The organism is Clostridium neuense (assembly GCF_045310695.1).
Taxonomy (GTDB): Bacteria; Bacillota; Clostridia; order Clostridiales; family Clostridiaceae; genus Clostridium_S; species Clostridium_S neuense.
Genome location: NZ_JBJIAA010000005.1, coordinates 142976 through 167446 on the forward strand (window position 1 = coordinate 142976; position 24471 = coordinate 167446).

General features: G+C 31.9%; 26 protein-coding genes. 17 read left to right on the forward strand and 9 right to left on the reverse strand.

The features are described 5' to 3' along the window. Positions 1-145 precede the first annotated feature (145 nt). Positions 146-502, forward strand: coding sequence for a DUF5412 family protein (locus ACJDT4_RS07295; RefSeq protein WP_406786890.1), 357 nt, complete (start codon positions 146-148; stop codon positions 500-502). Positions 503-583: 81 nt separating this feature from the next. Continuing rightward, the gene (locus ACJDT4_RS07300; RefSeq protein ID WP_406786891.1) at positions 584-1153 is read left to right on the forward strand and encodes a phosphoribosyltransferase family protein; all 570 of its coding nucleotides are present in this window, start codon (positions 584-586) and stop codon (positions 1151-1153) included. A 555-nt stretch (positions 1154-1708) separates the two neighbouring features. Here the strand turns inward: ACJDT4_RS07300 and ACJDT4_RS07305 are convergent. Continuing rightward, the gene (locus tag ACJDT4_RS07305; RefSeq protein ID WP_406786892.1) at positions 1709-2506 is read right to left on the reverse strand and encodes an SDR family NAD(P)-dependent oxidoreductase; all 798 of its coding nucleotides are present in this window, start codon (positions 2504-2506) and stop codon (positions 1709-1711) included. A 176-nt stretch (positions 2507-2682) separates the two neighbouring features. Here ACJDT4_RS07305 and ACJDT4_RS07310 point away from each other — a divergent pair, with 176 nt between their 5' ends. Together ACJDT4_RS07310 and ACJDT4_RS07315 are read left to right on the forward strand one after the other, a co-directional pair. After that, entirely contained in the window at positions 2683-3054 is a 372-nt protein-coding gene (locus ACJDT4_RS07310) for a MerR family transcriptional regulator (protein ID WP_406786893.1), read from the forward strand. A gap of 16 nt (positions 3055-3070) precedes the next feature. Then, positions 3071-3745 (forward strand): HD domain-containing protein, encoded by a 675-nt coding sequence (locus tag ACJDT4_RS07315; RefSeq protein WP_406786894.1) that lies wholly within the window; start codon positions 3071-3073, stop codon positions 3743-3745. 6 nt (positions 3746-3751) lie between these two features. Here the strand turns inward: ACJDT4_RS07315 and ACJDT4_RS07320 are convergent, their stop codons facing one another. Next, entirely contained in the window at positions 3752-4234 is a 483-nt protein-coding gene (locus ACJDT4_RS07320) for a LysR family transcriptional regulator substrate-binding protein (RefSeq protein WP_406786895.1), read from the reverse strand. Between the two features lie 138 nt (positions 4235-4372). On the opposite strand from ACJDT4_RS07320, the gene ACJDT4_RS07325 reads away from it, so the two are divergent. The 6 genes from ACJDT4_RS07325 (at position 4373) to ACJDT4_RS07350 (ending at position 9942) form a co-directional block, all read left to right on the forward strand. Then, a complete protein-coding gene (locus ACJDT4_RS07325) occupies positions 4373-5086 on the forward strand; it encodes an isoprenyl transferase (protein ID WP_406786896.1) in 714 nt (237 codons plus the stop codon). Positions 5087-5408: 322 nt separating this feature from the next. Then, positions 5409-5675: a metal-sensing transcriptional repressor gene (locus tag ACJDT4_RS07330; RefSeq protein ID WP_406786897.1), complete on the forward strand. Its 267-nt coding sequence runs from the start codon at positions 5409-5411 to the stop codon at positions 5673-5675. Between the two features lie 16 nt (positions 5676-5691). Beyond that, positions 5692-8142, forward strand: a complete 2451-nt coding sequence (locus ACJDT4_RS07335) for a heavy metal translocating P-type ATPase (RefSeq protein WP_406787012.1) — start codon at positions 5692-5694, stop codon at positions 8140-8142. A 21-nt stretch (positions 8143-8163) separates the two neighbouring features. Beyond that, positions 8164-8421 carry a heavy-metal-associated domain-containing protein gene (locus ACJDT4_RS07340; RefSeq protein WP_406786898.1) on the forward strand — a complete coding sequence of 86 codons (258 nt, stop codon included), beginning with the start codon at positions 8164-8166 and terminating at the stop codon, positions 8419-8421. Positions 8422-8658: 237 nt separating this feature from the next. Continuing rightward, positions 8659-9021, forward strand: coding sequence for a VOC family protein (locus tag ACJDT4_RS07345; protein ID WP_406786899.1), 363 nt, complete (start codon positions 8659-8661; stop codon positions 9019-9021). 36 nt (positions 9022-9057) lie between these two features. Next, positions 9058-9942, forward strand: coding sequence for a polysaccharide deacetylase family protein (locus tag ACJDT4_RS07350; protein WP_406786900.1), 885 nt, complete (start codon positions 9058-9060; stop codon positions 9940-9942). Positions 9943-10142: 200 nt separating this feature from the next. On the opposite strand, the gene ACJDT4_RS07355 is transcribed toward ACJDT4_RS07350, so the two are convergent. The 5 genes from ACJDT4_RS07355 to ACJDT4_RS07375 form a co-directional block, all read right to left on the reverse strand. Then, the gene (locus tag ACJDT4_RS07355) at positions 10143-11387 is read right to left on the reverse strand and encodes an ABC transporter permease subunit (protein WP_406786901.1); all 1245 of its coding nucleotides are present in this window, start codon (positions 11385-11387) and stop codon (positions 10143-10145) included. Further along, positions 11368-12255: an ABC transporter ATP-binding protein gene (locus ACJDT4_RS07360; RefSeq protein ID WP_406786902.1), complete on the reverse strand. Its 888-nt coding sequence runs from the start codon at positions 12253-12255 to the stop codon at positions 11368-11370. Before ACJDT4_RS07360 ends, ACJDT4_RS07355 begins: the two co-directional genes overlap by 20 nt. Beyond that, a complete protein-coding gene (locus ACJDT4_RS07365) occupies positions 12252-12992 on the reverse strand; it encodes a hypothetical protein (RefSeq protein ID WP_406786903.1) in 741 nt (246 codons plus the stop codon). The genes ACJDT4_RS07360 and ACJDT4_RS07365 overlap by 4 nt, the downstream gene beginning before the upstream one ends. After that, positions 12973-13515: an RNA polymerase sigma factor gene (locus ACJDT4_RS07370; RefSeq protein WP_406786904.1), complete on the reverse strand. Its 543-nt coding sequence runs from the start codon at positions 13513-13515 to the stop codon at positions 12973-12975. Before ACJDT4_RS07370 ends, ACJDT4_RS07365 begins: the two co-directional genes overlap by 20 nt. A 406-nt stretch (positions 13516-13921) precedes the next feature. Then, positions 13922-14101: a transcriptional regulator gene (locus ACJDT4_RS07375; RefSeq protein ID WP_406786905.1), complete on the reverse strand. Its 180-nt coding sequence runs from the start codon at positions 14099-14101 to the stop codon at positions 13922-13924. Between the two features lie 196 nt (positions 14102-14297). On the opposite strand from ACJDT4_RS07375, the gene ACJDT4_RS07380 reads away from it, so the two are divergent. After that, positions 14298-14669 (forward strand): MmcQ/YjbR family DNA-binding protein, encoded by a 372-nt coding sequence (locus tag ACJDT4_RS07380; protein WP_406786906.1) that lies wholly within the window; start codon positions 14298-14300, stop codon positions 14667-14669. A gap of 350 nt (positions 14670-15019) precedes the next feature. Here the strand turns inward: ACJDT4_RS07380 and ACJDT4_RS07385 are convergent, their stop codons facing one another. Then, positions 15020-15385: a MazG nucleotide pyrophosphohydrolase domain-containing protein gene (locus ACJDT4_RS07385; RefSeq protein WP_406786907.1), complete on the reverse strand. Its 366-nt coding sequence runs from the start codon at positions 15383-15385 to the stop codon at positions 15020-15022. Positions 15386-15686: 301 nt separating this feature from the next. Between ACJDT4_RS07385 and ACJDT4_RS07390 the strand changes: the two genes are divergently transcribed. From ACJDT4_RS07390 to tkt, 5 genes are all read left to right on the forward strand, one after another. Beyond that, the gene (locus ACJDT4_RS07390; RefSeq protein ID WP_406786908.1) at positions 15687-17816 is read left to right on the forward strand and encodes a BglG family transcription antiterminator; all 2130 of its coding nucleotides are present in this window, start codon (positions 15687-15689) and stop codon (positions 17814-17816) included. Position 17817: 1 nt separating this feature from the next. After that, positions 17818-18096 carry a PTS sugar transporter subunit IIB gene (locus ACJDT4_RS07395; RefSeq protein ID WP_406786909.1) on the forward strand — a complete coding sequence of 93 codons (279 nt, stop codon included), beginning with the start codon at positions 17818-17820 and terminating at the stop codon, positions 18094-18096. Between the two features lie 29 nt (positions 18097-18125). Continuing rightward, on the forward strand, positions 18126-19478 hold the full coding sequence (locus ACJDT4_RS07400; RefSeq protein WP_406786910.1) for a PTS ascorbate transporter subunit IIC: 1353 nt from the start codon (positions 18126-18128) through the stop codon (positions 19476-19478). Positions 19479-19548: 70 nt separating this feature from the next. Beyond that, the gene (gene fsa / locus ACJDT4_RS07405) at positions 19549-20193 is read left to right on the forward strand and encodes a fructose-6-phosphate aldolase (RefSeq protein WP_406786911.1); all 645 of its coding nucleotides are present in this window, start codon (positions 19549-19551) and stop codon (positions 20191-20193) included. Between the two features lie 25 nt (positions 20194-20218). Further along, positions 20219-22192, forward strand: a complete 1974-nt coding sequence (gene tkt, locus ACJDT4_RS07410) for a transketolase (RefSeq protein ID WP_406786912.1) — start codon at positions 20219-20221, stop codon at positions 22190-22192. A gap of 50 nt (positions 22193-22242) precedes the next feature. Here the strand turns inward: tkt and ACJDT4_RS07415 are convergent, their stop codons facing one another. Further along, on the reverse strand, positions 22243-23523 hold the full coding sequence (locus ACJDT4_RS07415) for a hypothetical protein (protein ID WP_406786913.1): 1281 nt from the start codon (positions 23521-23523) through the stop codon (positions 22243-22245). Between the two features lie 210 nt (positions 23524-23733). On the opposite strand from ACJDT4_RS07415, the gene ACJDT4_RS07420 reads away from it, so the two are divergent. Further along, a complete protein-coding gene (locus tag ACJDT4_RS07420; protein ID WP_406786914.1) occupies positions 23734-24465 on the forward strand; it encodes a GntR family transcriptional regulator in 732 nt (243 codons plus the stop codon). The last annotated feature ends 6 nt before the right edge of the window (positions 24466-24471 follow it).

Sequence of the window (24471 nt, forward strand, 5' to 3'; positions counted from 1 at the left end):
CAATAATTAAAAAAATAAAACAAATTTGCGGAATAACAAACAAAATCTAATTTTATTGAATATATTAACTTAATTGTTAATTTAATTAAGTTAATATATAATTAAATTATGATAAAAATGTATATTAAGAAAGGTGCTTAAAACTATGAAGTGTAAAAAGAAATTGATTATAGCATTTCCAATTATAGCAATTATAGTTCTAATGTATTCAATTAAAATATGGAGTTCAAATGGAATGGTTGGGTTGCCAAAGGGCGTGTGCTTATCTCAGATTGCTTCTAAAGATAGTACGAAAATAATGAAAGTCTATAAATGTAATTCAGTATTATATGGTGATGCAGCAAGGGTTGAAATATATAACAAAGAAACTGGAACTTCACGTAATATATTATGGAGTATAAATTCCAAAAACATTAATGTTAAATGGGAGGATGATAAATTAGTTCTTATAAATGGAAATGAAATGAATGTTAATAGCAGTTATTATGTTGGTGTTGAATAGTTAAAATACGAATATTAAGCACTATAAATTTAATTTTGTACGTTGTATAATAGTAGTAAATATATTTTACGAGGTGCATGAATGAATACGTACAAATTAAAAGTAGGAAATTTAGAGAGAGAACTTCCAATAATGAAGATAAAGGATGATCTTGCTATAGCCAGTTTTGTTATTTTGGGAGATACTGAACTTATAGAAAATGTTGCTCCATTAATTGCAGAAAAGCTTAAAGATGTAGATGTTATAGTTACAGCAGAAGCTAAAGGTATACCAATAGCTTATGAGGTTTCAAAACAGCTTAATATGAAAAGCTATGTAGTGGCAAGAAAGAGCATAAAACCGTACATGAAAGACCCTATTGTGGAAGAGGTCTTTTCTATTACAACTCAAAAAAAGCAGGTACTATGCTTGGATAAAAGTGATGGAGAGGCTATAAAAGGCAAAAAAGTAGCTATAGTAGATGATGTTATAAGCACAGGTGAATCACTTAAGACAATAGAAGATTTAGTTAAAAAAGCTGGTGGCATAATTGCTGCAAAAGCTGCTATACTTGCAGAGGGAGATGCAGCTAACAGAGATGATATAATATACATAGAAAAGCTTCCACTCTTTACAATTGATGACAATGAAAGCATTAGCATTTTAGAATAGTAGATATAATTTATAGGTGTTTTTTGTGAACTATTTATGAAATTTAATGTATAATATAGTAACTTATGGAGTACCTTTTGAAAGATGTTGTTCATATGTGAATATGATATTAATAAGTATAATGGAATTTAAAGATTGTTAAAATTCTAAGAAGTTTCAATAACTCGCCTTTGGCTCAAACAGATTGAAAGTAAACATATGTGGGGTTTGGGTTTTAACCCATTATCCTTCTTGTCTTAAGCCTTTTAACAATCGTCACCTAAGATTTATTAGCTTTCATTTAAATCATCTCTTCAATACTGTTACTTCGCTAAACCGGAAATGCAAGGTATATTTTTCTCCGTTTTCCTAGCACTACCGTGGGAGTGAAGTAATGATGCTGAAGGAACAGTTTAAAAAAATTCTAATAAATCTTGCCTCAAAAATTATAAAATACTTAGAGTTTTAAATTTGTTTGAGCCATAGGTGAGTTATTGAAGACTCTTAGGATTTTATAATTTTTGAGACTTAGATTTATAGAATCTTTTTAATGTGACGAAGCATTGTTACTTCACATTATTTATCACTTATTTTTTGGTTATGGATAGAATTTCCCGCATAAGGAAACAGCGGCGAGCTAAGTTTAAATTCAAAGTTTTCTCTGTCTACAAATCCCACACTTTCATTGCTATCATACAATTTAAGTAAAAGATCAGCCATTTGCTTACTGGTATGATAAGTACCAAAAGTTTTGTCATAATCATACTCAGTGGTATTATTAGCAACTTTTCCAAACTCTGTTTTTGTTGCAGCAGGTGCTAAAACCTTTGCTTGCAATTTAGCATGACATTCTTTTAGTTCTCGTGATAATCCTTCAGTAAAAGTACTTACAAAGAACTTAGTTGCACAATAAGTGACTGCATTTGGTACAATAGTATAACCACCTGCGGAAGAAATATTAATTAATTGGGTGTTTTGAACATCTTTGTAGTCATGAGTATAAAGTGAAGATAAAATTGCTAAAGCTTCTACATTTAAATGAAGCATATTTTCAATTTTAGTTAAATCCTGATTTGCAACACTATCATAGTTACCAAAGCCTGCATTATTAATCCAAGCCTCGATTTCATAGGTTTTTAGCTCCTCATATAACTTGTAGATATTTTTTGTTATAGATAAATCTATTGCTTTTATTATTATATCCAGTTTTGAATTTTCTTTTAAGATTTCTTCTTTTAACTTTTCTAAATTATTTTTACGACGGGCAACAATGATTAGATTTTTTCCACGCTTAGCAAAAGCCTTTGCTGTTTCATAGCCAATACCAGAACTAGCACCTGTAATAGTTATATATTTTTTATTATCATCTCTCATTTGAAATGCCTCCTTAAATTTTTTAGTAAATCAGCTGCTTTATATTCATAAAATTTTGAGTAAAATCTAAATTTTGTGAAAGCAAATAGCGATTTACTAATAAAAATTATATAATATACTTATACTGTACAATTTAGAGTAAACTCTAAGTCAAGTGTTTATTGAGGAGAATTTATATGGATTATTCAATTGGAGAATTTTCAAAGCTTATAGGTATAAGTTCCTTTACACTGAGATATTATGAAAAGGAAGAATTGATTGCTCCCCAGCATAAGAAAAATGGCAGGCGAGTTTATAGTGAAGACGACATAAGCTGGATAGAATTCATAAAAAGATTAAAGGATACAGGAATGCCCATTAAGGAAATTAAGAAATATGCAAAGCTGCGTGCCATGGGTAAGACTACAATGAATGAGAGAATGGAAATGCTCATAAAGCATAGGCTTGCACTTAAAGAAGAAATAGAAAAATTGCAGGAACATTTGATGAAATTAGATGGGAAGATTGATTTTTATAAGCGTGAAATTGATAAAGAAAAAAATAATTAAAAAAGAAGTGTTAAACATGGAAAAAGAAATGTATTTAAAAATCGAAAATTATATGCTTACGTGCATGAGAGATGGTGCACATGATTGCCATCATATCTATCGTGTGCTGTATTCTGCTTTAGATATAGCAAGTGAGTACAATATTGATAAGGACGTATTAATTGCTGCTTGTCTTTTGCATGACATTGGGCGTGAAGCACAGTTTAAAAATCCAGAATGTGATCATGCTGTTGTTGGCGCTGATATGGCATACAAGTATTTATGTGAAATAGGGTGGAAGGAAAGCAAAGCTAATCATGTGAGGAATTGCATATTTGCTCATAGATATAGAAATGATAATTTGCCTAGAACAATTGAAGCAAAAATTTTATTTGATGCAGACAAGCTAGATGTTACAGGAACTATTGGAATAGCAAGAACTATGATGTACAAGGGGATTGTGTCAGAGCCGCTGTATTCTGTTGATAGCAATGACAAGGTTCTTGATGGAAATGGTGATGAGCCACCGTCATTTTTTAAAGAGTATAATTGGAAACTAAAAAATGTGTATGATAAATTTTTTACTGATCGTGCAAAGGCAATTGCGGAGAAGCGTAGAAAGGCAAGCATTGATTTTTATGAAAGCATGTATAGAGAGGTTAGCTCTGTTCATAAAACTGGAAAGCATTTATTAGAAGCTTCATTAGAATAATTCATATTATACTATTTTTAAAAAGTTTTTTACAGCAATAGAATCTTTTCTGCTTTTATTAATAATCATATATATTTGTCTTTCAGGCGGTAAAGAACCTTCTATTTTCACTTGTATTAATTCCCCAGATAGAAGGTCACTTTTTACCGAAGATTTAGTGACAAATGCATAGCCAAAGCCAGCTTTAACAAAATCAATTACATATGAAGTTTCATCGGTTGATAGTTTTAATAATGGACTATCTCCAAATATAGAGCTTAACCATTCAAAGAAATTTTCGCCTAGATCTGTATAGAGCAGTGGTAGATTTGATACTTCTTTATAAAAAACTTTTGATTTGTTATTAGGACATGTAATTAAAATAATCTCATCCTCTGAAAAATGAGTGATTTGAAATTTATTGGATTTTAATTCTGTGTAAACAAAACCAATATCTAATATATCGTCATATTTGTTGGGATTTAAAATGAACACTAGAAGTATATTCATAAGATGTATCAGATTTTTATATGTGAATTAGTTAAGACTGAAATACAGGAGTATATTATTATTACATTTATAAACAATAGTAGATAAGCGCGAAGTAATGATTATTTATATAAAATAAACGATGGGGGAATATAAACGATGAATACTATAAAAATTCCAAAACATATTGCAATTATGATGGATGGAAATGGTCGTTGGGCAAAAAAGAGATTCATGCCAAGAACGTTTGGACATAGACAAGGTGCCAAAACATTAGAAAGTATATGTAAAGATACATATGATTTGGGAGTAGAATATTTGACAGTATATGCTTTTTCAACAGAAAATTGGAGACGTCCGAAAGATGAAGTTGAAGGCTTGATGACTTTATTGAAGGAATATTTGAATAAAATTGTTAAAATGTCAATAAGTAATAATATGCAAGTTAAAATAATAGGAAATGTGAAAAGTTTGGATAATGAATTTCAAAGTTTAATAAATAATTTAGAGAAGGCAACAGCAAATTGTACAGGGCTAAAGCTTCAACTTGCATTAAATTATGGTGGAAAAGATGAAATTATACGTGCAACTAAAAAAATAGCATTAGAATGTTTAAATAACAAGTTAGATGCTTCAGAAATTAACGAAGATTTGTTTGCTTCACACATGGATACAACTGATATTCCTGAACCAGATTTATTTATTAGAACGGGCGGAGAAAAAAGATTATCTAATTTTTTACTTTGGGAAATGGCCTATACGGAATTATATTTCACTGATGTATTATGGCCAGATTTTAAAAAGGATGACTTGAAAAAAGCAATTTATGATTTTTCTAAAAGAGATAGAAGATATGGCAATGTAATTGAGTAACTTAGTGATATAATATCAAGTAAACATACACGGGGCTTGGGCTAATATATAGATGATTAATACAAGTTAAAGAAGGATAATGGGATTACATCCCAAACCCCGTATATGATCGTTATCCTTCTATACCTCAAGTAAGCACTCGCTTAGAATCACCACTTTCATGTTGTTTACCTACAATTATTTCTTCATAACTTCTACATACGAATATATTAATATAATTTTGGAACAATACTTAATGAAAAAGATAATCAATATCTATTGACTTTTAAAATAATAAGTGGTATTTTAAAGATGCAGACCACCGTACGGGGGAGGGGTATACATGAATGAAGAAAAAGAAGCTGCAATAAGAGCATTAAAAACATCAAAGGGACAAATTGAGGGAATAATAAAAATGATAGAAGAAGGAAGATACTGCGTTGATGTTTCAAATCAGATAGTTGCAGCCGGTTCGCTGTTAAAAAAAGCAAATATGTTGATATTAAAACAGCATCTTAATCACTGCGTTAAGGAAGCATTTTTGCATAATAATGGCGAAGAAAAGGTTGATGAAATAATAGCATTACTTTCTAAAATTAGTGACAAGTAAGTAAAGGTGGTGAGGTATAGTGAACAAAACATTAGACATACAAGGAATGACCTGTGCAGCTTGTGCAAGAGCTGTTGAAAGGGCATCCAGGAAATTAGATGGAGTAAAAGAAGCAAATGTAAACTTAGCCACAGAAAAGCTTAATATAGATTTTGATGAAAGCAAATTAAGTATTCCAGATATCCAGAAGGCTGTAGAAAAAGCAGGATATAAGGCAATTATAGAGACAACGAAAAAAACTCTGAGCATACAGGGAATGACCTGTGCAGCTTGTGCTAGAACTGTAGAAAAGGTTACAGGAAAGCTGGAAGGAGTAACTGAAGCTAATGTTAATTTAGCAACGGAGAAATTAAGTGTAAGCTTTGATACATCAAAAGTAAGTGTTTTGGATATAGAGGAAGCAATAGAGAAAGCAGGATATAAGGCATCGGAAGATGTAATTTCAGTTGATGAGGATAGAGAAGCAAAGGAAAAGAATATAACTTCACTGTGGAGAAGATTTGTTATATCGGCTGTATTTGCTGTACCACTTTTAGTTATAGCTATGGGGCCAATGATACTTCAAGGTTTTGGCATGATGCTTCCAGAAGCAATTGATCCAATGATGCATCAAAAGGCTTATTCAATTATAGAGCTTTTGCTCGTTTTGCCAATAATGTTTGAGGGCAGAAAGTTTTTTAAGGTTGGTTTTAAAACGCTTATTAAAAGAAGTCCAAACATGGATTCACTCGTTGCAATTGGAGCATCAGCAGCATTTTTATATAGCTTGTTTGGGGTATATGAAATTTTTGCTGCCAACAAATCAGCTCAGCTTTATTTTGAATCTGCAGGTGTCATACTTACACTTATAACCTTGGGAAAATACATGGAGGCTGTTTCTAAAGGAAAAACTTCAGAAGCAATAAAAAAGCTTATGGGACTTGCACCAAAGACAGCTAAGGTTATACGTCAGGATAAAGAAGTAGAAATTCCTATAGATGAGGTTAAAGTAGGAGATATCATAGTAGTTAGACCAGGAGAAAAGCTGCCTGTTGATGGAAGAGTTGTAGAAGGAAACACATCAGTTGATGAATCAATGCTTACAGGGGAAAGCATCCCTGTGGAAAAGAATGTTGGAGCAGATATTATAGGTGCTAGTATAAATAAAAACGGATCGATAAAATATGAGGCTACTAAGGTTGGTAAGGATACAGCCTTATCTCAAATAATAAAGCTTGTTGAGGAAGCACAAGGGTCAAAAGCTCCAATTGCAAAGCTTGCAGATATAATATCCGGTTATTTTGTTCCTGTTGTAATTATTTTAGCAATTGTGTCTGCTGCAGCGTGGTATTTATCAGGAAAGGATATTACTTTTACAATTACCATATTTATATCGGTACTTGTAATTGCATGTCCATGTGCACTGGGCTTAGCAACACCAACTGCAATCATGGTTGGAACTGGAAAGGGTGCAGAATATGGAGTACTTATAAAAAATGGAACTGCACTTGAAAACACCCATAAGATTGAGACAGTGGTTTTTGATAAGACAGGAACTATAACCGAAGGAAAGCCCAAGGTTACAGATATTGTTACTGCTGAAGGCATTAATAACAGTTATTTGCTTCAAATAGCCGCATCAGCTGAAAAAAATTCAGAACATCCACTTGGAGAGGCAATAGTTAAAAAAGCAGAAGAAGAGAATATTGAGTTTCTTCAGGTTAAGGATTTTAAAGCTATACCTGGTATGGGTATCGAAGCAGTGATAGATGGTAAAAAGGTTTTACTTGGAAATAAAAAATTAATGGATGAAAGAAATATGGGACTAGAGGCTTTAAAGGAAGTTTCAGATAAACTTGCGGCAGAAGGAAAAACTCCAATGTATGAGGCTATTGATGATAAAATTGCTGGTATAGTAGTTGTTTCTGATACTGTTAAGGAAAATAGTAAAAAAGCTATAGAAAAGCTTCATAACATGGGCATAGAAGTTGCAATGATAACAGGAGATAATAGAAGAACTGCCGAAGCCATAGCAAAACAAGTTGGAATTGATAGGGTACTTGCAGAGGTTTTGCCAGAGGATAAAGCAAGTGAAGTTAAGAAGCTTCAAGACGAAGGTAGAAAGGTTGCTATGGTTGGAGATGGAATAAACGATGCGCCAGCTTTAGCACAGGCAGATATAGGAATGGCAATAGGTTCAGGTACAGATGTTGCAATTGAATCTGCCGATATAGTTTTAATGAGAAGCGATTTAATGGATGTTGGTACAGCTATTGATCTTAGCAAAAAAACTATAAAAAATATAAAAGAAAATTTGTTTTGGGCATTTGGATATAATACTCTTGGAATACCAGTAGCTATGGGAATATTGTACTTGTTCCATGGACCACTGCTAAATCCAATGATAGCAGCACTTGCTATGAGTTTTAGTTCAGTATCTGTTCTTACAAATGCACTTAGACTTAAAGGGTTTAAACCCATAAGATAATATATAAAGGAGAGGATAAAAATGGCAAAGAAAATATCAATTGAAGGAATGAGCTGTCAGCACTGCGTAATGCATACTAAGGAGGCTCTAGAAAGCATAGGAGCATCAGATGTAAAGGTGGATTTAAAAAAGAAATGTGCAGTAATAAGCAATGATGTAGAAGATGAAAAAATAAAGGCTGCAGTTGAAGATGCTGGTTATGAGGTCGTAAAAATTGAAGAAGCATCAGAGGAAAGTGGTTCAAAACTTAAAGGATTTTTTAAGAAAATAAAAGGCTAAAAATAAAAGCAGGGAGAATATTTTATATGGTTCTCTCTGCTTTTTTATTTAAAAACTTTGTTAAAATAAATTGCAAACGTGAATATAAAAATATTAATATATAATTGTAGATGAACCACTCTGAAACTTGAAATTTATTTGTACCAAAATGCCGTCTTCTAGGCATTATGGTGAACATGAATTCCAATAGTTGAAGCGGTTTTATCCATATATAAAAATAGAATGGGGTGTGGTTTTATGGAAAAAATAAAAAGACCAGTATTTACACTTGCACATGTTGGTATAAATACAGAAGATGCAGCAAAGGCTAAGGAAGTAGCAGCACTGTTATGCAGCATATTTGATTTTGATAATAAGGAAACTAAGATTTCTGTATTTGCTGGCAGTGGGGTTGAAATAATGAAGTATAAGGGTTTTGGAACATATGGGCATATTGGCTTTGGTACAGAAAATGTAGAAGAAGCTGTTAAGTATTTAGAAGGAAAAGGAATAAAATTCAACCATGAATCAGTACAATATAGTGAAGATAAAAAAATGAAGCTTATTTATCTGGAACAGGAGATTGGTGGTTTCGCAATTCATATAGTAAGAAAAGAGTAAAGTTTAGTTTCACTATATAGAAAGGATAGGATGTTAATGAATAAAAAGCTTAAAATTGCATTATTAATAGCTGCAAGTCTTTTTACAGTTGCATGTACAAATACTCAGAAGACTAAAGCTACTTCCACTAAGGATAACATGCAGAGCAGCAGGGTAGAACAAAATAAGAAGCCTGGTACTGCGAGTGTAGCTGAAAATACAACTAGTAGTAAGGAAAATGAAAACAAATCCACTGCACAAAGTTCAAATGGGTCAACAAGGATTTATAGTATAACTCAGAATGTATATAAAAATAAAAATATAACCGTGAATTATCCTGAGATTACTAATTTGGGTGATGCTAATAAGCAAAGCACAATAAATCAATTGATCAAGAATGATGTATTAGCATATATAAATAGAAATATTGCAGAGGATTCAAATCTGGAGCTTAAATTTAATGTGAAATTACAAACTCCAGATTTGCTCAGCATTCAATATTTAGGTGTGGCAAGTGCTCCTAATGCGGCCCATCCAAGTAATATATTTTATACTACAAATATTAGTATAAGGGATGCAAAAAAGCTTAGATTATCTGATTTAGTTAATGTAGATGTAAATCTTGCAAATGCCTTTAAGAAAGGTCAATATGTAGATTCAGGGAGTAATTATACCAAGGAGGAGCAAGCACAAATTATAAAGTATGTTAATGATAATATCAGTACGAATGACCTAATTAAATACTTTAATGGAGCTGATAGTCCAGATGTTGAAAATATTAATCCATCAAGTACGTTTAGCTATTTAACAAAGGATTCTATTGTCATAAGTACAAATGTCCCACATGCACTAGGGGATCATGCGGAATTCAGTATACCGTATAAAAATATACAAAGTAATATAAATGAAAAGAATAGTGCTATAAAAGGACTGATGAACTAAACTCGAAGCTATAACAGTGGACAGTTAACAATTGACAGAGTACAATGAAGGATGATTTTTCTATGCTGATAAAAATCTTAAGCTTAATTCGCGCGAAGCGCTTAAAATATAATGTTCAGCGCAGCTGACATTATTAAGCTTTAAGATTTACCTAAGCAAAGCAAAAGGTAAATCATCCTTAACTGTCAATTGTACTCTGCTTAAGCTACTTGATGGTTCTTAAATGATCTATAAGTTAGCGGCAATAATATAATTGCAAGTACACCATATAAAACAGGAAGAAGTTTAAAAGGGGTTATGACTTTGCCTACATCATAAAAGGTATAAGAAGTTATTAAGGGCCATCCCAGTATCATCTGATGAGGAAATAAGTTTAAGAGCTTATCCCATACACTTCCTTTAAACATCTGTTTCCCGACTGTTGAAGGTATAAAAATAAATAAAACTAAGAAAATAATAGTTGAAAAAGATGATTTCACTTTGGATGAAAGAAACATAGCTAAAGCGCTTATAAATAAACAGCCCAGATAACCAAGCAGTAATACCATACAAAGAGCTTGAAGATTTGTTATATGATAAAAGCTCTTCCATCCATCCATAGATGTTTGAATAGGACAGTCCCAACCATTAAATCCAAATATGGTAAAAATAAAGCCGTATACTAAAGCAGAAGCAATTAAGTAAACTAGAGACGTAGATAAGAATCCAGCAATAAGCTTATATACAATTCCTTTTTTCTTTCCATGTTCAGTGGAGAGCAAAATTGAATCACTACCTGTCTGATACTCTATAGAAAATACTGGTGCTATTAAAATGCATATTACAAAGGCTAAAGCGAAATTTACTGATATACTTTCTTCAAATACCTTACTAAAGCCGTCAGCATAGGAATATTTAAGTGGTGTAGTTAAGGTTTTTTCAGAAGTTAATAAATATTCTTTTTCATTTTTGGTAAGGTTACTTGCTTTACTACTAGATAAGAAGTTTTTTAATTGACTAATTCTATTTAAATAAAATGTATCTGCAACTTTAGGATTTAATTTATCAATAACATTATAATCATAAGAATTAGGTTTCCCATAAGAATAATTAATTAGATCACGTATATCTTCAAAACCCTGTTTTCTAGAATATTGCATATTTGACAGCTTAATGTTATCGTCCTTCATGCCAGAATATTTACTGTCCGAATTTATGCTTTCATTTTCTTTTAATACTTTTCCAATTTTTTCAATTGTTAGATAGCCACTCCATTCCATTTTGGCACTTTTTATTGGCTTTATTGCTTGTATTCCTTTGATGTCATTTCCGTTTTTATCGGTATAGGTTATATCTGATATAGAAAAGAACAACATTAATACTAGGCAAGCAGCCAACAGTATTAAACTAATTATTGAGCTTTTTCTATAAAATATTTTTTTAAGTTCATATTTCAAAATCTGCAAATTCGTTCACCTCTCCAAAATAATATATGAACAAGTCTTCTAGTGTAGGTTCAACATTAATAGCTGAAGCTAATGGTTTTGTTTCAGAAATAATTCTAAGTTCAACTTTGTCATTACAGTTTTTCTCATTGCTTAATATATAAATAGAACGTAATTCATCCGCCTTTTTTAAATCTACGAGGCAAGTCCAAACCTTATTATTTATTTCACATAGTAATTTTTCTATGCTACCTTGTGCAATAATATTTCCTTCTTTCATGATTAAAATTTCTTTTGCTATGGATTCTAGATCTGAAACAATATGTGTAGATAGTAGGACAATTCGTTCTTTGGCAATATGGCTTATAAGGCTGCGAAACCTTATTCTTTCTTTTGGATCTAAGCCTGCTGTGGGCTCATCTAATATTAATACTTTTGGATCATTTAAAACTGCTTGGGCAATTCCAAGTCTTCTCTTCATTCCACCTGAAAAAGTTTTGATTTTCTTTTTTCTGACCTTTGTTAATGAAACAATTTCTAATAATTCACTTACACGTTTTTTGGCAATTAATGGTCTTAAACCTTTTAATGCAGCTATATATAATAGATAATCCTCAGCAGAGAAGCCAGGATAATACCCAAATTCCTGAGGCAAATAGCCGATAATTCTTCTATATCTTTCATTCATTTCTTGTATGTTTTCATTGTCATACTGTATAGTTCCGTTAGTAGGCATAATTAATGAACTTAGCATTCGCATAAGTGTTGTCTTCCCTGCACCATTAGCGCCTAATAGTCCATATACTCCTTTTTCTAGGATAAAGTTTATATGACTAACGGCTGCATTTTCTTTAAAATTTTTACATAAATCATTTACTTCTAGTTTCATCTGCACACCTCCAAATAATTCTTACTGGATTTTACAATTCTTCTTCCTGTAAAAATAAGATACACGAAAGAAAGAATCAAAAGTAGATACCAAGTTTTCATCTGCAATAATTCATATACATGATAGTCTCTTACAAGTAGATACCAAAAAGCTGCTCCAATTAAGCAGCTGCTTACTGCTATAAGTTCTGAACGCATTTTTGTACTGCATAACACAAAGAAGCATATGCAGCAGTCAAAATTAAACGGTACAAAGAAATAGATTATTGCCGCGTAAGCTGAAAATCCATTTGTATGTGCTATTATTCCAGTTAATAGGGTTGCTATTATTAAGTCGAACATTCCTACTAGTATTAATCTTGAGAGATATATTTTTCTTAAATCATAGTAGGTAGTATTTTCTACTTCATAGGCATTAGAAGAGATGTTTTTCCAAAGCTCAGGTATTGAAAATATAATTAATAGTGGTGCAAAAACCGCGCAATATATCATTTTGTTTTCACCTATTCCATTGTTTAGGTTCATGAAGCCCAAACTAAAAGCTGATACAAAAAAAACAATAAGTTGTGTAATCCAATATCTTTTGCTTAAGAATAACATTTGTTGAAATAGAAACTCGAAGCCGCTCATTGGTTTTAAAAGCATTTGTTTTTGGTATTCTTTTTTAGCAGCTTTAATTGTATGAAGCATTTTTTCTTCGTCATAAGCTGGAATTTTTTTATTCAAATGAGTATTCATAAAAATCCTCCTTATTCATACTGCTTTTTAGCATCTTTTTACTTTCTGAGAGACGATATTTTACGAGTGAAATGCTGATGCCTAGTATTTTGGCAATTTCTCTAAGTTTAAGTTCCTGAAAATAGTGTAAGATGACTACTTCCTTGAATTCGTCTGGAAGCTTAGATATTTCTTGCTCAATTGATATTTTAAGATTAATTTCCTTTTGAATTTCCTTTGCAGCTATTGGTGATTCTTTTGTTTCCAAGGCGGATACTTCTTTATGTTTTTTATATTCGTTTTTGCACAAGTTTCCCGCAATTACATAAAGATAATTCTTTGCCTTATTTTTATGAATATAGCTGTTAAAATTCTTGAAGAAATTAGTAAAGGTCTCTTGCACTATATCTTCAGCTTGCCACTTATCGGGCAGCTTATAATAACAATAGCTATATATATCGCTATAATATCGCTTTACAAAATCATCAACAGCGGTTTCATCGCCCTGCTTCATTCTCCGTATTAGAAAATAGTCTTTGTCCACTAAGCTTCCTCCTTATGTAGTAGAGATAGATCTCTTGAAACTTGAAAATTAATTTATTCTAAAATTCCGGCTTTTAGATATTGTGGTGCAAATTGATTTTGGTAGTTGAAATGGTATATCTGTATAAATTGAAAAGTACCTTTCACTATGTATAACAACTTATCGAAACAAAAGGTCAGTATAATTTATATTTTTATTTTTTCATACTCCTATATATTATATAAAGATTTTATGATTTTGCAGAACAATTTAAATAAAGGTCAATAAATCTTGGAAACTAATTATTAAAAGCCTTAGATGTTTCAATCTGTCTGAGCGTTCAGCGTATTATTGAAACTTCTTAGGCTTTTAGTAATTGGTCTCTTAGACTTATGACCTTTATTTAATATACTGCAATATTATTGTTTTATAAGTTTGGTTCCCATTTACAGCGAACAGGTGATACGATGGCATTTTCCTTTTTTAATTCTTTAAATGCATTATCAACTTCCTTGCGGTCTAAACCAGATAGCTTTTGAACTTCACCAGCACTTACTGGTTTGCCGGCTTCTTTCATTACTTCTAATATTTTTTCTTTAACACTCATTTTATTCTCCCCTTTAATTATAAAATATTTATTTTTATTATAGTATATTGTTTAAAGTTAATCAATAATTAATTTCCTGTAAAAGTTATTATTAGTTAAAAGGGAGTTTTAAGGGTTAAAAAATGCTTGGCATGATGCTATAATTAGGGCATACTTAAAAGAGTGGATTTTTTGTTCCTTATAAGGTGGTGTTTATGTGAATTTAGAGGATGTAAAAAAATATTGCAAAGCAAAAAAAGGTGTAACAGAAACCTTTCCCTTTGATGGAGAAACTCTTGTTATGAAGGTTGGCTCCAAAATGTTTTTGCTTACAAATATACATAGCTCAATTTTGAAAATAAGCCTAAAGTGTGATCCGTTTATGTCTATAGATTTGAGAAGAGATTACAAAGCTGTGGAAGCGGGATATCATTTAAATAAAAAGCATTGGAATACTATAACGGTAGGGGAAGATCTTGATGATGAGAAAGTAAAGTTTTTAATAGATATTTCTTATGATCTTGTGTTTAAAGGACTTACTAAAAAAGAAAAGAATTTATTGCAAAGTAACAATGCTTCGTCGCGTTAAAAAACTCTATAAATCTAAGACTCAAAAATCATAAAATACTAAGAAATTTCAATAACTCGCCGATAGCTCAAACAGATTTAAAACTCTAAGCATTTTATGATTTTTGAGCTAAGATTTATTAGAATTTTTTTAAACTGTTCCTTCAGCATTGTTACTTTGCTCCCACGGTAGTGCAAGGAAAAAATTCCTCCGTACCTACGGAATTTTGGATGTAAACTTGTATAGTCCACTATATATAAATCCTTATACTGAAATAGTATCATTTATAAGTTTTAGATTTTCTGTAGTGAAATGGAAGAAAATCAACCTTCATTGTACTCTGTTCTCTGATTTTTAGTTCGCAACAATTATTATTGTGGCATTTCCTTATATTGTTTTGTGTAGTCTCTTTTCATGTTATGTTCAAATTTTTTAACATAGGCTTTTGAAAACTCTTCTGGAGATACCTTGAAGCGGTTAAGGGTATCCATATAGTACATCATAACATCACAAAGTTCTTCAACGAAATGATCTCTTACGGCAGGATTGTTCATGATTTCATCTTCGCCTTTTTTCTTTATTACAGCGATAACCTCACCTATTTCTTCAATCATATACAATATAAAATTTTTGCCTTTTTCAGGTTCCATTGGAGCCCATTCATCCTTATGTTTTTCCCATAAATCCATTGAAAATTTTAGCATTTCAGATATGTTTAAATTGCTGTCCTCGGTCATTAAATACACTTCCTTTTTATAGGAGGAGGTGAAAAAAGGTATTCTATAGATTTTAATATATCGGGTATGAAGCCTTATTGGCGGCTCTTAAAAAGGGATAACTATATTTTCCACATGCTCCTAAATATTATTTAATACTAAAATTATAGCACTATAAATTGAGCCTAAGGAAAAATAAATATTTTTTTGCCACATTTCAATGAAAGATTATAATCTTGTGTAAACGTATAGATATATTATAATAAGGTTGTAATGAAAATTAAATATAATTTAGTACTAAAGTTAGAAAGATGGTATACCTATGCTGAATAAACGTTGTTCAAAGTTATTATATGAAGTTATTAATGCTGAAGGATATATAAGCATTTCAAATTTATCAAAGAATTTTGGAGTCAGTAACAGAACTATAAGATATGATCTTGACAAGATAGATGATTTCTTGAAAAGTAGTAATTTGCCACAATTAATTAGAAAACCTAATGAAGGCATAGCCTATAAATGCAGTTCAACAGAAAAAAGCAGTTTACTAAGTTTAATTGGTGAAGTTGATTTAAATCAATATTCACTATCTCAGGATGAAAGAGTTACCATGATTCTTATTGAGCTATTGGAAAGCAGGAATTACGTGACAATGGACAAACTAGCAGAGGACTTGCTTGTAAGTAGAAGCACTATTTTAAAAGATATGGACAAGGTAAGAGAATGGCTAGAAGATAAAAGTATAGAGCTTAAACCTTGTAAAAGGCATGGAGTAATGATTGCTGGAGAAGAAAAGTATTTGAGAAAGGCAGCAATGAACCTACTTACAGATAATGTTGATATTTATAAGGCGCTTAATTTAATAAAATACCCCAAGGTTTCAAAATCAGAATTTGCTTTAGAAAAGTACAAAAAGCAGTTTTTTAAGGATATTGATATTTCTTATATAGAAGATTGCTTACACCTTGGAGAAAAACAGCTAGAAACAAAATTTACGGATGAAGCTTATTCTGGATTAGTTATTCACATAGCTATTGCAATAAAAAGAATAAAAGAAGAAAAAGACATTGTAATGCAAAAAGAGGAGCTAAAGGCACTTCAAATTACAAAGGAATTTGTTGTTGCATCAAGCATTGCAAAGGCACTTGAAAATAAGTTCCAGATTGTTATACCAGTAGATGAAATTGGATATATAACTATTCATTTATTAGGAAGCAATGTTTCTATATCAAAGAATGATGATGCAGATTGGGGAACAATTGAATTTATTACTAATGATTTAATTAAAAAGGTTAGTTCAGCTTTAAATATTAATTTGGCTTATGATAAGCAGTTATTAAATGGACTTATACAGCATATTAGGCCAGCAATATATAGATTAAAGCATGATATTACACTAAAAAATCCGTTGATAAAAGAAATAAAAGAATCCTATGAAAAAGTATTTTATGCGGTTAAGATGTCTATCTATGGCATAGAAAAATATGCTGGAAGTAAATTAAGTGAAGAGGAAATAGGGTATATAGCTTTACATTTTGGTGCAGCAATAGAAAGAAATAAGAAAGCAGATAGCTCAAACATAAATGTCATCGTGGTATGTGCCACAGGAATAGGAACCTCAAGGCTTGTGTCATCAAAAATACAGTCCCTTTTCAACTTAAACATAATTGATACTGTATCATATCATGATTTAAATAACGCACTTAAAGGCGAAAAAATTGACTTGATTATTACTACTGTGCCTATAAGGTTAGGTATTAATAATATTCCATGTATTGAAGTAAATCCTTTTTTAACAGAAAAAAATATAAATGATATAAGCTCAGTTTTAAGAAAGTATGATAGTAGCTATACGAATAATACTCGTAAGATTTCACTAAAAGAAATAATGAAAATAATAAGACGCAACTGTACTATTTTAGATGATGAAAATTTAGCACAAGAATTGGCAAGCTATTTTTCAATAAATAATGACATTAAGAGAGGAGTTTTTGAACCGATGTTACAGGATGTATTGACAGAAGATTTTATAAAATTGAATGTAGATGCAAAGGATTGGGAACAGGCAATAAGATTTGGAGGAGAAATATTAAAAGCTAATGATGTAGTAAAGCAAGAGTATATTGAAGGCATGATTAACAGTGTTAAAACATTAGGACCATATGTTGTAATTGCGCCTGGAATTGCAATGCCCCATGCAAGACCAGATGAAAGTGTAAAAAAGATAGGAATGAGTCTTGTAACCTTAAAGGAACCTGTTAACTTTGGAAATAAAGACAATGATCCGGTTAGATTAGTAGTATGTTTATGTGCAGTGGATCATACAAGTCACTTAAAGGCTTTGTCTCAGTTAGTTACATTTCTTGGGGACAAGGATTTTGTAGAAGTTGCATTAAATTCAACTGAGCCTAGTGAAATAACAAATTATATTAAAAACAAGGAGGAAGAATAAAATGAATATTATAACTGTATGTGGAATGGGAATGGGATCGAGCTTAATACTTAAGATGAATATGGATGATATATTAAAGAAAAATGGAATAAGTGCTAATGTTGAGGCATGTGATTTGGGGTCTTTAACAGGTAAAGATGCAGATTTAGTTATAACAACTTATGAACTAAAGTCTCAAATTGATGATAAAGGCTATAACACTGTTTATGTAAAGAATGTAATTGATAAGAAAATAATAGAAGAAACAGTTATGGAAGCAATAAGAAATTTAAATAAATAGCAAAGAGCTATTCTATAGGGGGGAAAATAATGATTAATTTTATTGTGAGTTTTCTTGATCAACCTGCAATCGTTGTAGGAATTATGGCATTGATAGGTTTAATTGCCCTAAAAAAGCCAGTATCCAAGATTGTTACTGGAACATTTAAGACTATTATTGGTTTTATAATATTCCAGCTAGGTTCAACTGCAATTTCTGATAATCTCAATATTTTAGGACCTGCATTTCAAAGTGCCTTCCATATACAAGGAGTTGTGCCAACTAATGAAGCAGTAATAGCTTTAGTTCAAAAGAACTTTGGTACAGAGATGGCACTAATTATGGCATTCGGATTCATTGTTAATATTTTAATTGCTAGATTCACTTCATTGAAGTACATATTTTTAACAGGTCATCATATGCTATTCATGGCAGGTCTACTAGCAGCAATATTATCTGTTTTAGGATTTAAAGGACCTGAGCTTATAGTTGTAGCATCATTACTTTTAGGTGCAGCCATGGTTATAACACCAGCAATGGTTCAGCCTTTCTATAAGAAAGTAACAGGCAGTGATTCTATTGCGATGGGTCACTTTAATGGTTTAACGTATTCCATTACAGCTTTAGTTTCAAAATTGGTAGGTAACAAAGAACATTCTACAGAAGATATATATGTTCCAGAAGGATTAAGCTTTTTTAAAGATAATGTAATATCTACAGCTTTGGTTATGTTGATATTATTTGTTCTTACATTACATTTAGCTGATACTACTCTTGTAACAAAACTTTCAGGTGGGACAGACATTACTGTATTTGCTATTATGTCAGCATTTAGATTTACTGCAGGTTTTGTAATGGTGCTTCAAGGTGTTAGAATGATGCTTGCTGAAATAGTTCCAGCATTTAAAGGTATTTCAGAAAAACTAGTTCCAAATGCAGTTCCAGCACTTGATTGTCCAGTAATATTCCCATTTGCACCAAATGCAGTAATTATAGGTTTCATAGCATCCTTAGTAGGCGCTATAGTATCCTTCTTAATATTGCCAGTTGTTGGATTGCCAGTGCTAATACCAGGTTTGATACCAGCCTTCTTTGTTGGAGCGGCAGCAGGGGTTCTTGCTAATGCACAAGGAGGGTTAAGAGGAACTGTAGTAGGATGTTTTGTTAATGGATTAATCATAAATACAATACCAGCATTCTTACTTCCATTGCTTGGAGGCTTAGGATATGCAAATTCAACCTTCGGTGATTCTGATTTTTGTCTTGATGGTATAGTCGTTGGAAATATAGGAAAAGTATTTTCTAAGGCTGGCATTTATGGCTTGATAGTTATAATAGCAATAGTATTTATAGGAATTACAATAGGATCAAAAGCTAAAGGACAAAAACAAGCTGATGCATAGATTAAACGTAAATGACCGAGTTCTCTTGGTCATTTACATTTTAAAGAAATAGCGAAAGGAAGAGGTTATAATGAAAATATTTATTGATACAGCAAATGTAGAGGAAATTAGGGAAGCGGCTAAGTTAGGCGTCATTGATGGAGTTACAACAAATCCGTCACTTGTAGCTAAGGAAGGAAGAGATGTTAAAGAAGTCATAAATGAAATATGTTCAATAGTTGACGGACCTATAAGTGGAGAAGTTATAAGTACTGACGCAGAAGGTATGGTTAAAGAAGGAAAAGAGCTCTCAAAGATAAATAAAAATATAATAGTAAAAATACCAATGGGATTAGAGGGCTTAAAAGCAGTAGCAGAGCTCCATAAAATCGGAATAAAAACTAATGTGACTTTAATTTTTTCTGCTCAGCAGGCACTTCTTGCGGCAAAAGCTGGGGCAAGCTACGTTAGTCCTTTTGTAGGAAGATTAGATGATATAGGTAATGGTGGAATTGAGGTTGTAGCCGATATTGCTAAGATATTTAAAATATACAATATTAAAACAGAAATTATTGCAGCAAGTATAAGAAATCCAATACAAGTACTGGAGGTAGCTAAAGTAGGTTCAGATATAGCTACAATACCATATAAAATAATAATACAAATGACAAAGCATCCTCTTACAGATAAGGGTATGGAGAAGTTTTTAGAGGACTATAAAAAAGTTGGGAAATAAATTAATTGTTTAGGTGGGATTGAAAATGAACATAGATGAATTAACCATAAATACAATTAGAATATTATCTATAGAGGGTGTAGAAAAAGCTAATTCTGGTCACCCCGGAACTCCATTAGGAGCGGCACCTGCAGCGTTTACCTTATGGGCTAACAATATGAAGCATAATCCTAGTAATCCAGATTGGATAGATAGAGACAGATTTATTTTGTCTTCTGGTCACGCATCGATGCTTTTATATTCATTGTTAAATGTTTTTGGGTATGACTTATCCATAGAGGATATAAAAAATTATAGACAATGGGAAAGCAAGACACCGGGACATCCTGAGTATGGAGTAACTAAGGGTGTTGAAATAAGTACGGGACCACTTGGACAAGGGGTTGCCAATGGGGTTGGAATGGCAATTGCAGAAGCCTATTTATCAAATAAATTCAATAGACCAAACTATGATATTGTAAATCATTATACGTATGTTCTAGCAGGAGACGGCTGCATGATGGAAGGAATTTCGAGCGAGGCTGCATCCCTTGCTGGAACTCTTGGACTTGGAAAGCTTATTTTGCTTTATGATTCAAATAACATATCAATAGAAGGAAGCACAGATATAGCTTTTAGAGAAAATGTCCTAGAGAGATTTAAAGCCTATGGATGGCAAACCCTTGAAGTTAAGGATGGAAATAATATTGAAGAAATTAATAACGCTATTTGTGAAGCAAAGGCAGAAAAAAATAAACCAAGTATAATAAAAATTAAAACTATTATAGGCTTTGGAGCGCCAAAAGCAGGGACTTCAGCAGTTCATGGGGCACCTTTAGGAAAAGAGGGAATAAAGGCCACAAAGAAAAATTTAAACTGGAATTATGAAGAAGAATTTTACGTACCTGAAAAAGTAAAGAACTATATGAAGGATATTCAAAACAAACTTCAGCAAGAAGAAAACAAATGGAATGAACTTAAGAAGAACTATGCTAAAGATTATCCAGAGCTTTCAAAGGAATATGAGATGTGGATGAGCGGTAAGTGTAAAGAGGTCTCAATAAATACCCAAGAATTTGAAAAGGCTGTGGCTACAAGACAAGCTTCATATACAGTTATTAATAAACTTGCAAAGCTTATACCTAACATGATAGGTGGTTCTGCTGATTTAGCACCTTCAAATAAAACCTATATGGAGGGCGAAGGTGATTTCTCTAAAGAGAACCCTAGTAGAAGAAACCTACATTTCGGTGTGAGAGAGCATGCTATGGCTGCTATTGCTAATGGCATTAGTATTCATGGTGGACTTAAAATATTTGTTTCAACCTTTTTCGTTTTCAGCGATTACATGAAAGGTGCTATGAGAATGTCAGCACTTATGGGGCTACCGGTAATGTATATTCTCACTCATGACAGTATAGGAGTTGGTGAAGATGGACCTACCCATGAGCCTATAGAGCATTTAGCTTCACTTAGGAGCATTCCAAATCTTACGGTCATAAGACCAGCTGATGCTAAGGAAACTGAGGAAGCTTTTAGCTATGCACTTAGTAGGTGTGATGGTCCAACAGCATTAATTCTTACAAGGCAAACAGTACCTTTATATGAGGAAACTGGAGGAAAGCTAAATAAAGGGGCATATATACTAAAGGATTCTGATAAAAATGAACCAGATTTACTCTTAATGGCTTCAGGTTCTGAAGTAGAACTTATATATAAAGCAGCTAAGGAACTAAAAAAGATAGGAATTGATGCTAGAGTTATTAATGTTCCATCCTTCGAAATATTTGATAGTCAAAATGAAGACTATAAAGAAAAGGTAATGCCAAAGACTGTGAGGAATAGAATTGCTGTAGAAGCAGGGAGTTCATTTGGCTGGCATAAGTATGTTGGAATTGATGGTAAAGTGATAAGTATAGATCACTTTGGAGCTTCAGCACCAGCAAATATTTTATTTGAAAAGTATGGCTTTACAATACAAAACATAGTGGAAAGTTCAAAAGAGTTGTGTAATAAATAGATTATAAATAACAAGCAAGTTACTTATTTGCTTGTTATTTATTTTTGCAGCTATTCTGGTTTTAAGGCATACATTATAATCTCGTTTGTAGCCACTCCGTTATAGCTTTCCTTGATATTTGAATATTTTCTTTTTAGTCTTTTGTATATATTTTTCATATATCTAGGGGTATATGGAAAGTATATTTTGATTTTTTTAAAGTATTTTTTACTGTAGAGGCGCTTGTCTTTAGCAATAGCAAATAATATTAGTTGAAGGCAGTTCTTTTGTATTAGCTCTTTAAGCAAGCTTATATTAGGACAATCGAAGGTATTTGCATGCTTTAAAAGTTCAAAGGTGAAATTAATTAAACCGTTTGCTATATGATCTAAAGGCCATTTTGTAGATAACTGGGATACGATAGTCATATGGCCATTCTTTAAATCCTCTCTTGCGTCTTGAAGATCATCGCATATTTGAAGCAGTACTCCATATCCAAAGAAAAATTCAGCTTCTTTGTCTGTTAGAGTTCCATTTACAATATATGCATCGGCAAGTACGGAACTGCCGCCCTTTTCCATACTAATTCCTAAAATATCAGATTCGTAGGGCAGGGTTAGTTTCCCCTGTTGTATTAAACTTTTCATTTGAGCCCTTTGAATGCAAAGTAAGCTTTCAAAAACCTCTTTGTTTTTAGAACGATCAAATTCACCTTCTATTTTTTCGACAAGAGTAAAAAGGTGTCTTTCATAAGGTGAACTTGGATGAACATTTTCTCCACACAATTTCTTTTCAAAGGTATCATTGATTTTTATTTTTTCTGATTTTGATATATCATTGTCATCCAAAAAATTATCTGTATAAGGATATAGCATGCTGTAACTGAATATAGAAGGGGTAAGCTTAGGCAATTTCCCAAGCAGCATTTGTATTATATTCATAATCCATAGATTTCTCAATGCTTGACCTACATTTTCAATGTTAATATTCGAGTCGAAAGCTTGAGCTTCCTTTACGAAGTCTTCAGTGTTTTTTAGTAAAGCTTCGCTAAATAGAATATTTTTATCTTCACTATTTATTAAATCCGAATTAGCTACGAAGTTATCAATTAAAAGATTTATATTTTTCTTCCATATTCTTTGGTTCTCATTTCCTAAGGGAAAGCTTTCTATTGCTTTTACAAACTTATCTATAAAAGCATCTGTTAGCTTTTCCTGCTTCTTTTTATGCCAATAGGTAGTAGCACCTTTTAGGTTTGGAAAGTCCTTTTTGGTACTCCACCAAGTATCATTAAAAGAACTAACAAAGTTATGCACTTGATTAGAAACCTTTAATTCATTTGCTTGTTCCATAATAAATTCTCCCCAATGTAAATTATTAAATTAATAATAACATTAGTTAGAGTAGAGAGTAAAGATAAGGGAAACTTTTTATGGGGAAACAATATAAAAAGGACTAATAATAAATTCATCCCAAATCAACATTACTTCATAAATTGGTATATACAACATGTCAATATGATGATATAATAATATTATAAATTCAGCTTAGGAGGTAGTATCTTGAGAAAAATATCAAAATTAGATCCAATTCCACTGCACTATCAGCTAAAAACAATTCTTTTAGAAATGATTGAAAATGAAGAACTTAAACCTGGGGATATGATACCTACTGAAAGAGAGCTTTGCGATATTCAGGGAGTAAGTAGAATGACCATAAATAAGGCTATAATGTCACTTGTAAATGAGGGAGTGCTGTATAGAGAGCAGGGCAGAGGGACATTTGTTGCTAAACCAAAAGAAAAACAGGAGATATATAGACTTAAAAGTTTTACAGAAGAAATGAGTGAAAAGGGATTAACTACTTCAACTAAAATTATATCTTTTGAGGTGAAGGAAGCCACTAAGAAAAATAAAAGTGTGCTTAAAATGCCAGAAGAGTTTAACAAGGTAATAGAAATAATAAGACTTAGATTGACGGAGGAGGATCCTGTGGCAATTGAAACTGTGTGGATTCCAGAACACTTATTTAAAGGAATGACGGCGGATATGATTAACGGAAAATCTCTTTATTCTATATTTAAGCAGAGATATAATTATCATCCTAAAAAAGCAAGGCAGACCATTGAACCTATAGCTCTAACCGAATTTGAAGCTAAGCTTCTAAATCAGGAGGAGAATGCACTAGCACTTATGTTTAAAAGAATTACATATGCAGAAAATGATATTCCTATTGAATATACAAATACTATAAATAGAAGTGATAAATATGAATACGAAATACTTTTAACATAAAAGTTA

Excerpts from the sequence above, each read along its gene's own strand:
- ACJDT4_RS07295 (WP_406786890.1), top strand. The coding sequence starts at position 146 with ATGAAGTGTAAAAAGAAATTGATTATAGCATTTCCAATTATAGCAATT.
- ACJDT4_RS07300 (WP_406786891.1), top strand. The coding sequence starts at position 584 with ATGAATACGTACAAATTAAAAGTAGGAAATTTAGAGAGAGAACTTCCA.
- ACJDT4_RS07305 (WP_406786892.1), bottom strand. The coding sequence starts at position 2,506 with ATGAGAGATGATAATAAAAAATATATAACTATTACAGGTGCTAGTTCT.
- ACJDT4_RS07310 (WP_406786893.1), top strand. The coding sequence starts at position 2,683 with ATGGATTATTCAATTGGAGAATTTTCAAAGCTTATAGGTATAAGTTCC.
- ACJDT4_RS07315 (WP_406786894.1), top strand. The coding sequence starts at position 3,071 with ATGGAAAAAGAAATGTATTTAAAAATCGAAAATTATATGCTTACGTGC.
- ACJDT4_RS07320 (WP_406786895.1), bottom strand. The coding sequence starts at position 4,234 with ATGAATATACTTCTAGTGTTCATTTTAAATCCCAACAAATATGACGAT.
- ACJDT4_RS07325 (WP_406786896.1), top strand. The coding sequence starts at position 4,373 with ATGAATACTATAAAAATTCCAAAACATATTGCAATTATGATGGATGGA.
- ACJDT4_RS07330 (WP_406786897.1), top strand. The coding sequence starts at position 5,409 with ATGAATGAAGAAAAAGAAGCTGCAATAAGAGCATTAAAAACATCAAAG.
- ACJDT4_RS07340 (WP_406786898.1), top strand. The coding sequence starts at position 8,164 with ATGGCAAAGAAAATATCAATTGAAGGAATGAGCTGTCAGCACTGCGTA.
- ACJDT4_RS07345 (WP_406786899.1), top strand. The coding sequence starts at position 8,659 with ATGGAAAAAATAAAAAGACCAGTATTTACACTTGCACATGTTGGTATA.
- ACJDT4_RS07350 (WP_406786900.1), top strand. The coding sequence starts at position 9,058 with ATGAATAAAAAGCTTAAAATTGCATTATTAATAGCTGCAAGTCTTTTT.
- ACJDT4_RS07360 (WP_406786902.1), bottom strand. The coding sequence starts at position 12,255 with ATGAAACTAGAAGTAAATGATTTATGTAAAAATTTTAAAGAAAATGCA.
- ACJDT4_RS07365 (WP_406786903.1), bottom strand. The coding sequence starts at position 12,992 with ATGAATACTCATTTGAATAAAAAAATTCCAGCTTATGACGAAGAAAAA.
- ACJDT4_RS07375 (WP_406786905.1), bottom strand. The coding sequence starts at position 14,101 with ATGAGTGTTAAAGAAAAAATATTAGAAGTAATGAAAGAAGCCGGCAAA.
- ACJDT4_RS07385 (WP_406786907.1), bottom strand. The coding sequence starts at position 15,385 with ATGACCGAGGACAGCAATTTAAACATATCTGAAATGCTAAAATTTTCA.
- ACJDT4_RS07390 (WP_406786908.1), top strand. The coding sequence starts at position 15,687 with ATGCTGAATAAACGTTGTTCAAAGTTATTATATGAAGTTATTAATGCT.
- ACJDT4_RS07395 (WP_406786909.1), top strand. The coding sequence starts at position 17,818 with ATGAATATTATAACTGTATGTGGAATGGGAATGGGATCGAGCTTAATA.
- ACJDT4_RS07400 (WP_406786910.1), top strand. The coding sequence starts at position 18,126 with ATGATTAATTTTATTGTGAGTTTTCTTGATCAACCTGCAATCGTTGTA.
- fsa (WP_406786911.1), top strand. The coding sequence starts at position 19,549 with ATGAAAATATTTATTGATACAGCAAATGTAGAGGAAATTAGGGAAGCG.
- tkt (WP_406786912.1), top strand. The coding sequence starts at position 20,219 with ATGAACATAGATGAATTAACCATAAATACAATTAGAATATTATCTATA.
- ACJDT4_RS07415 (WP_406786913.1), bottom strand. The coding sequence starts at position 23,523 with ATGGAACAAGCAAATGAATTAAAGGTTTCTAATCAAGTGCATAACTTT.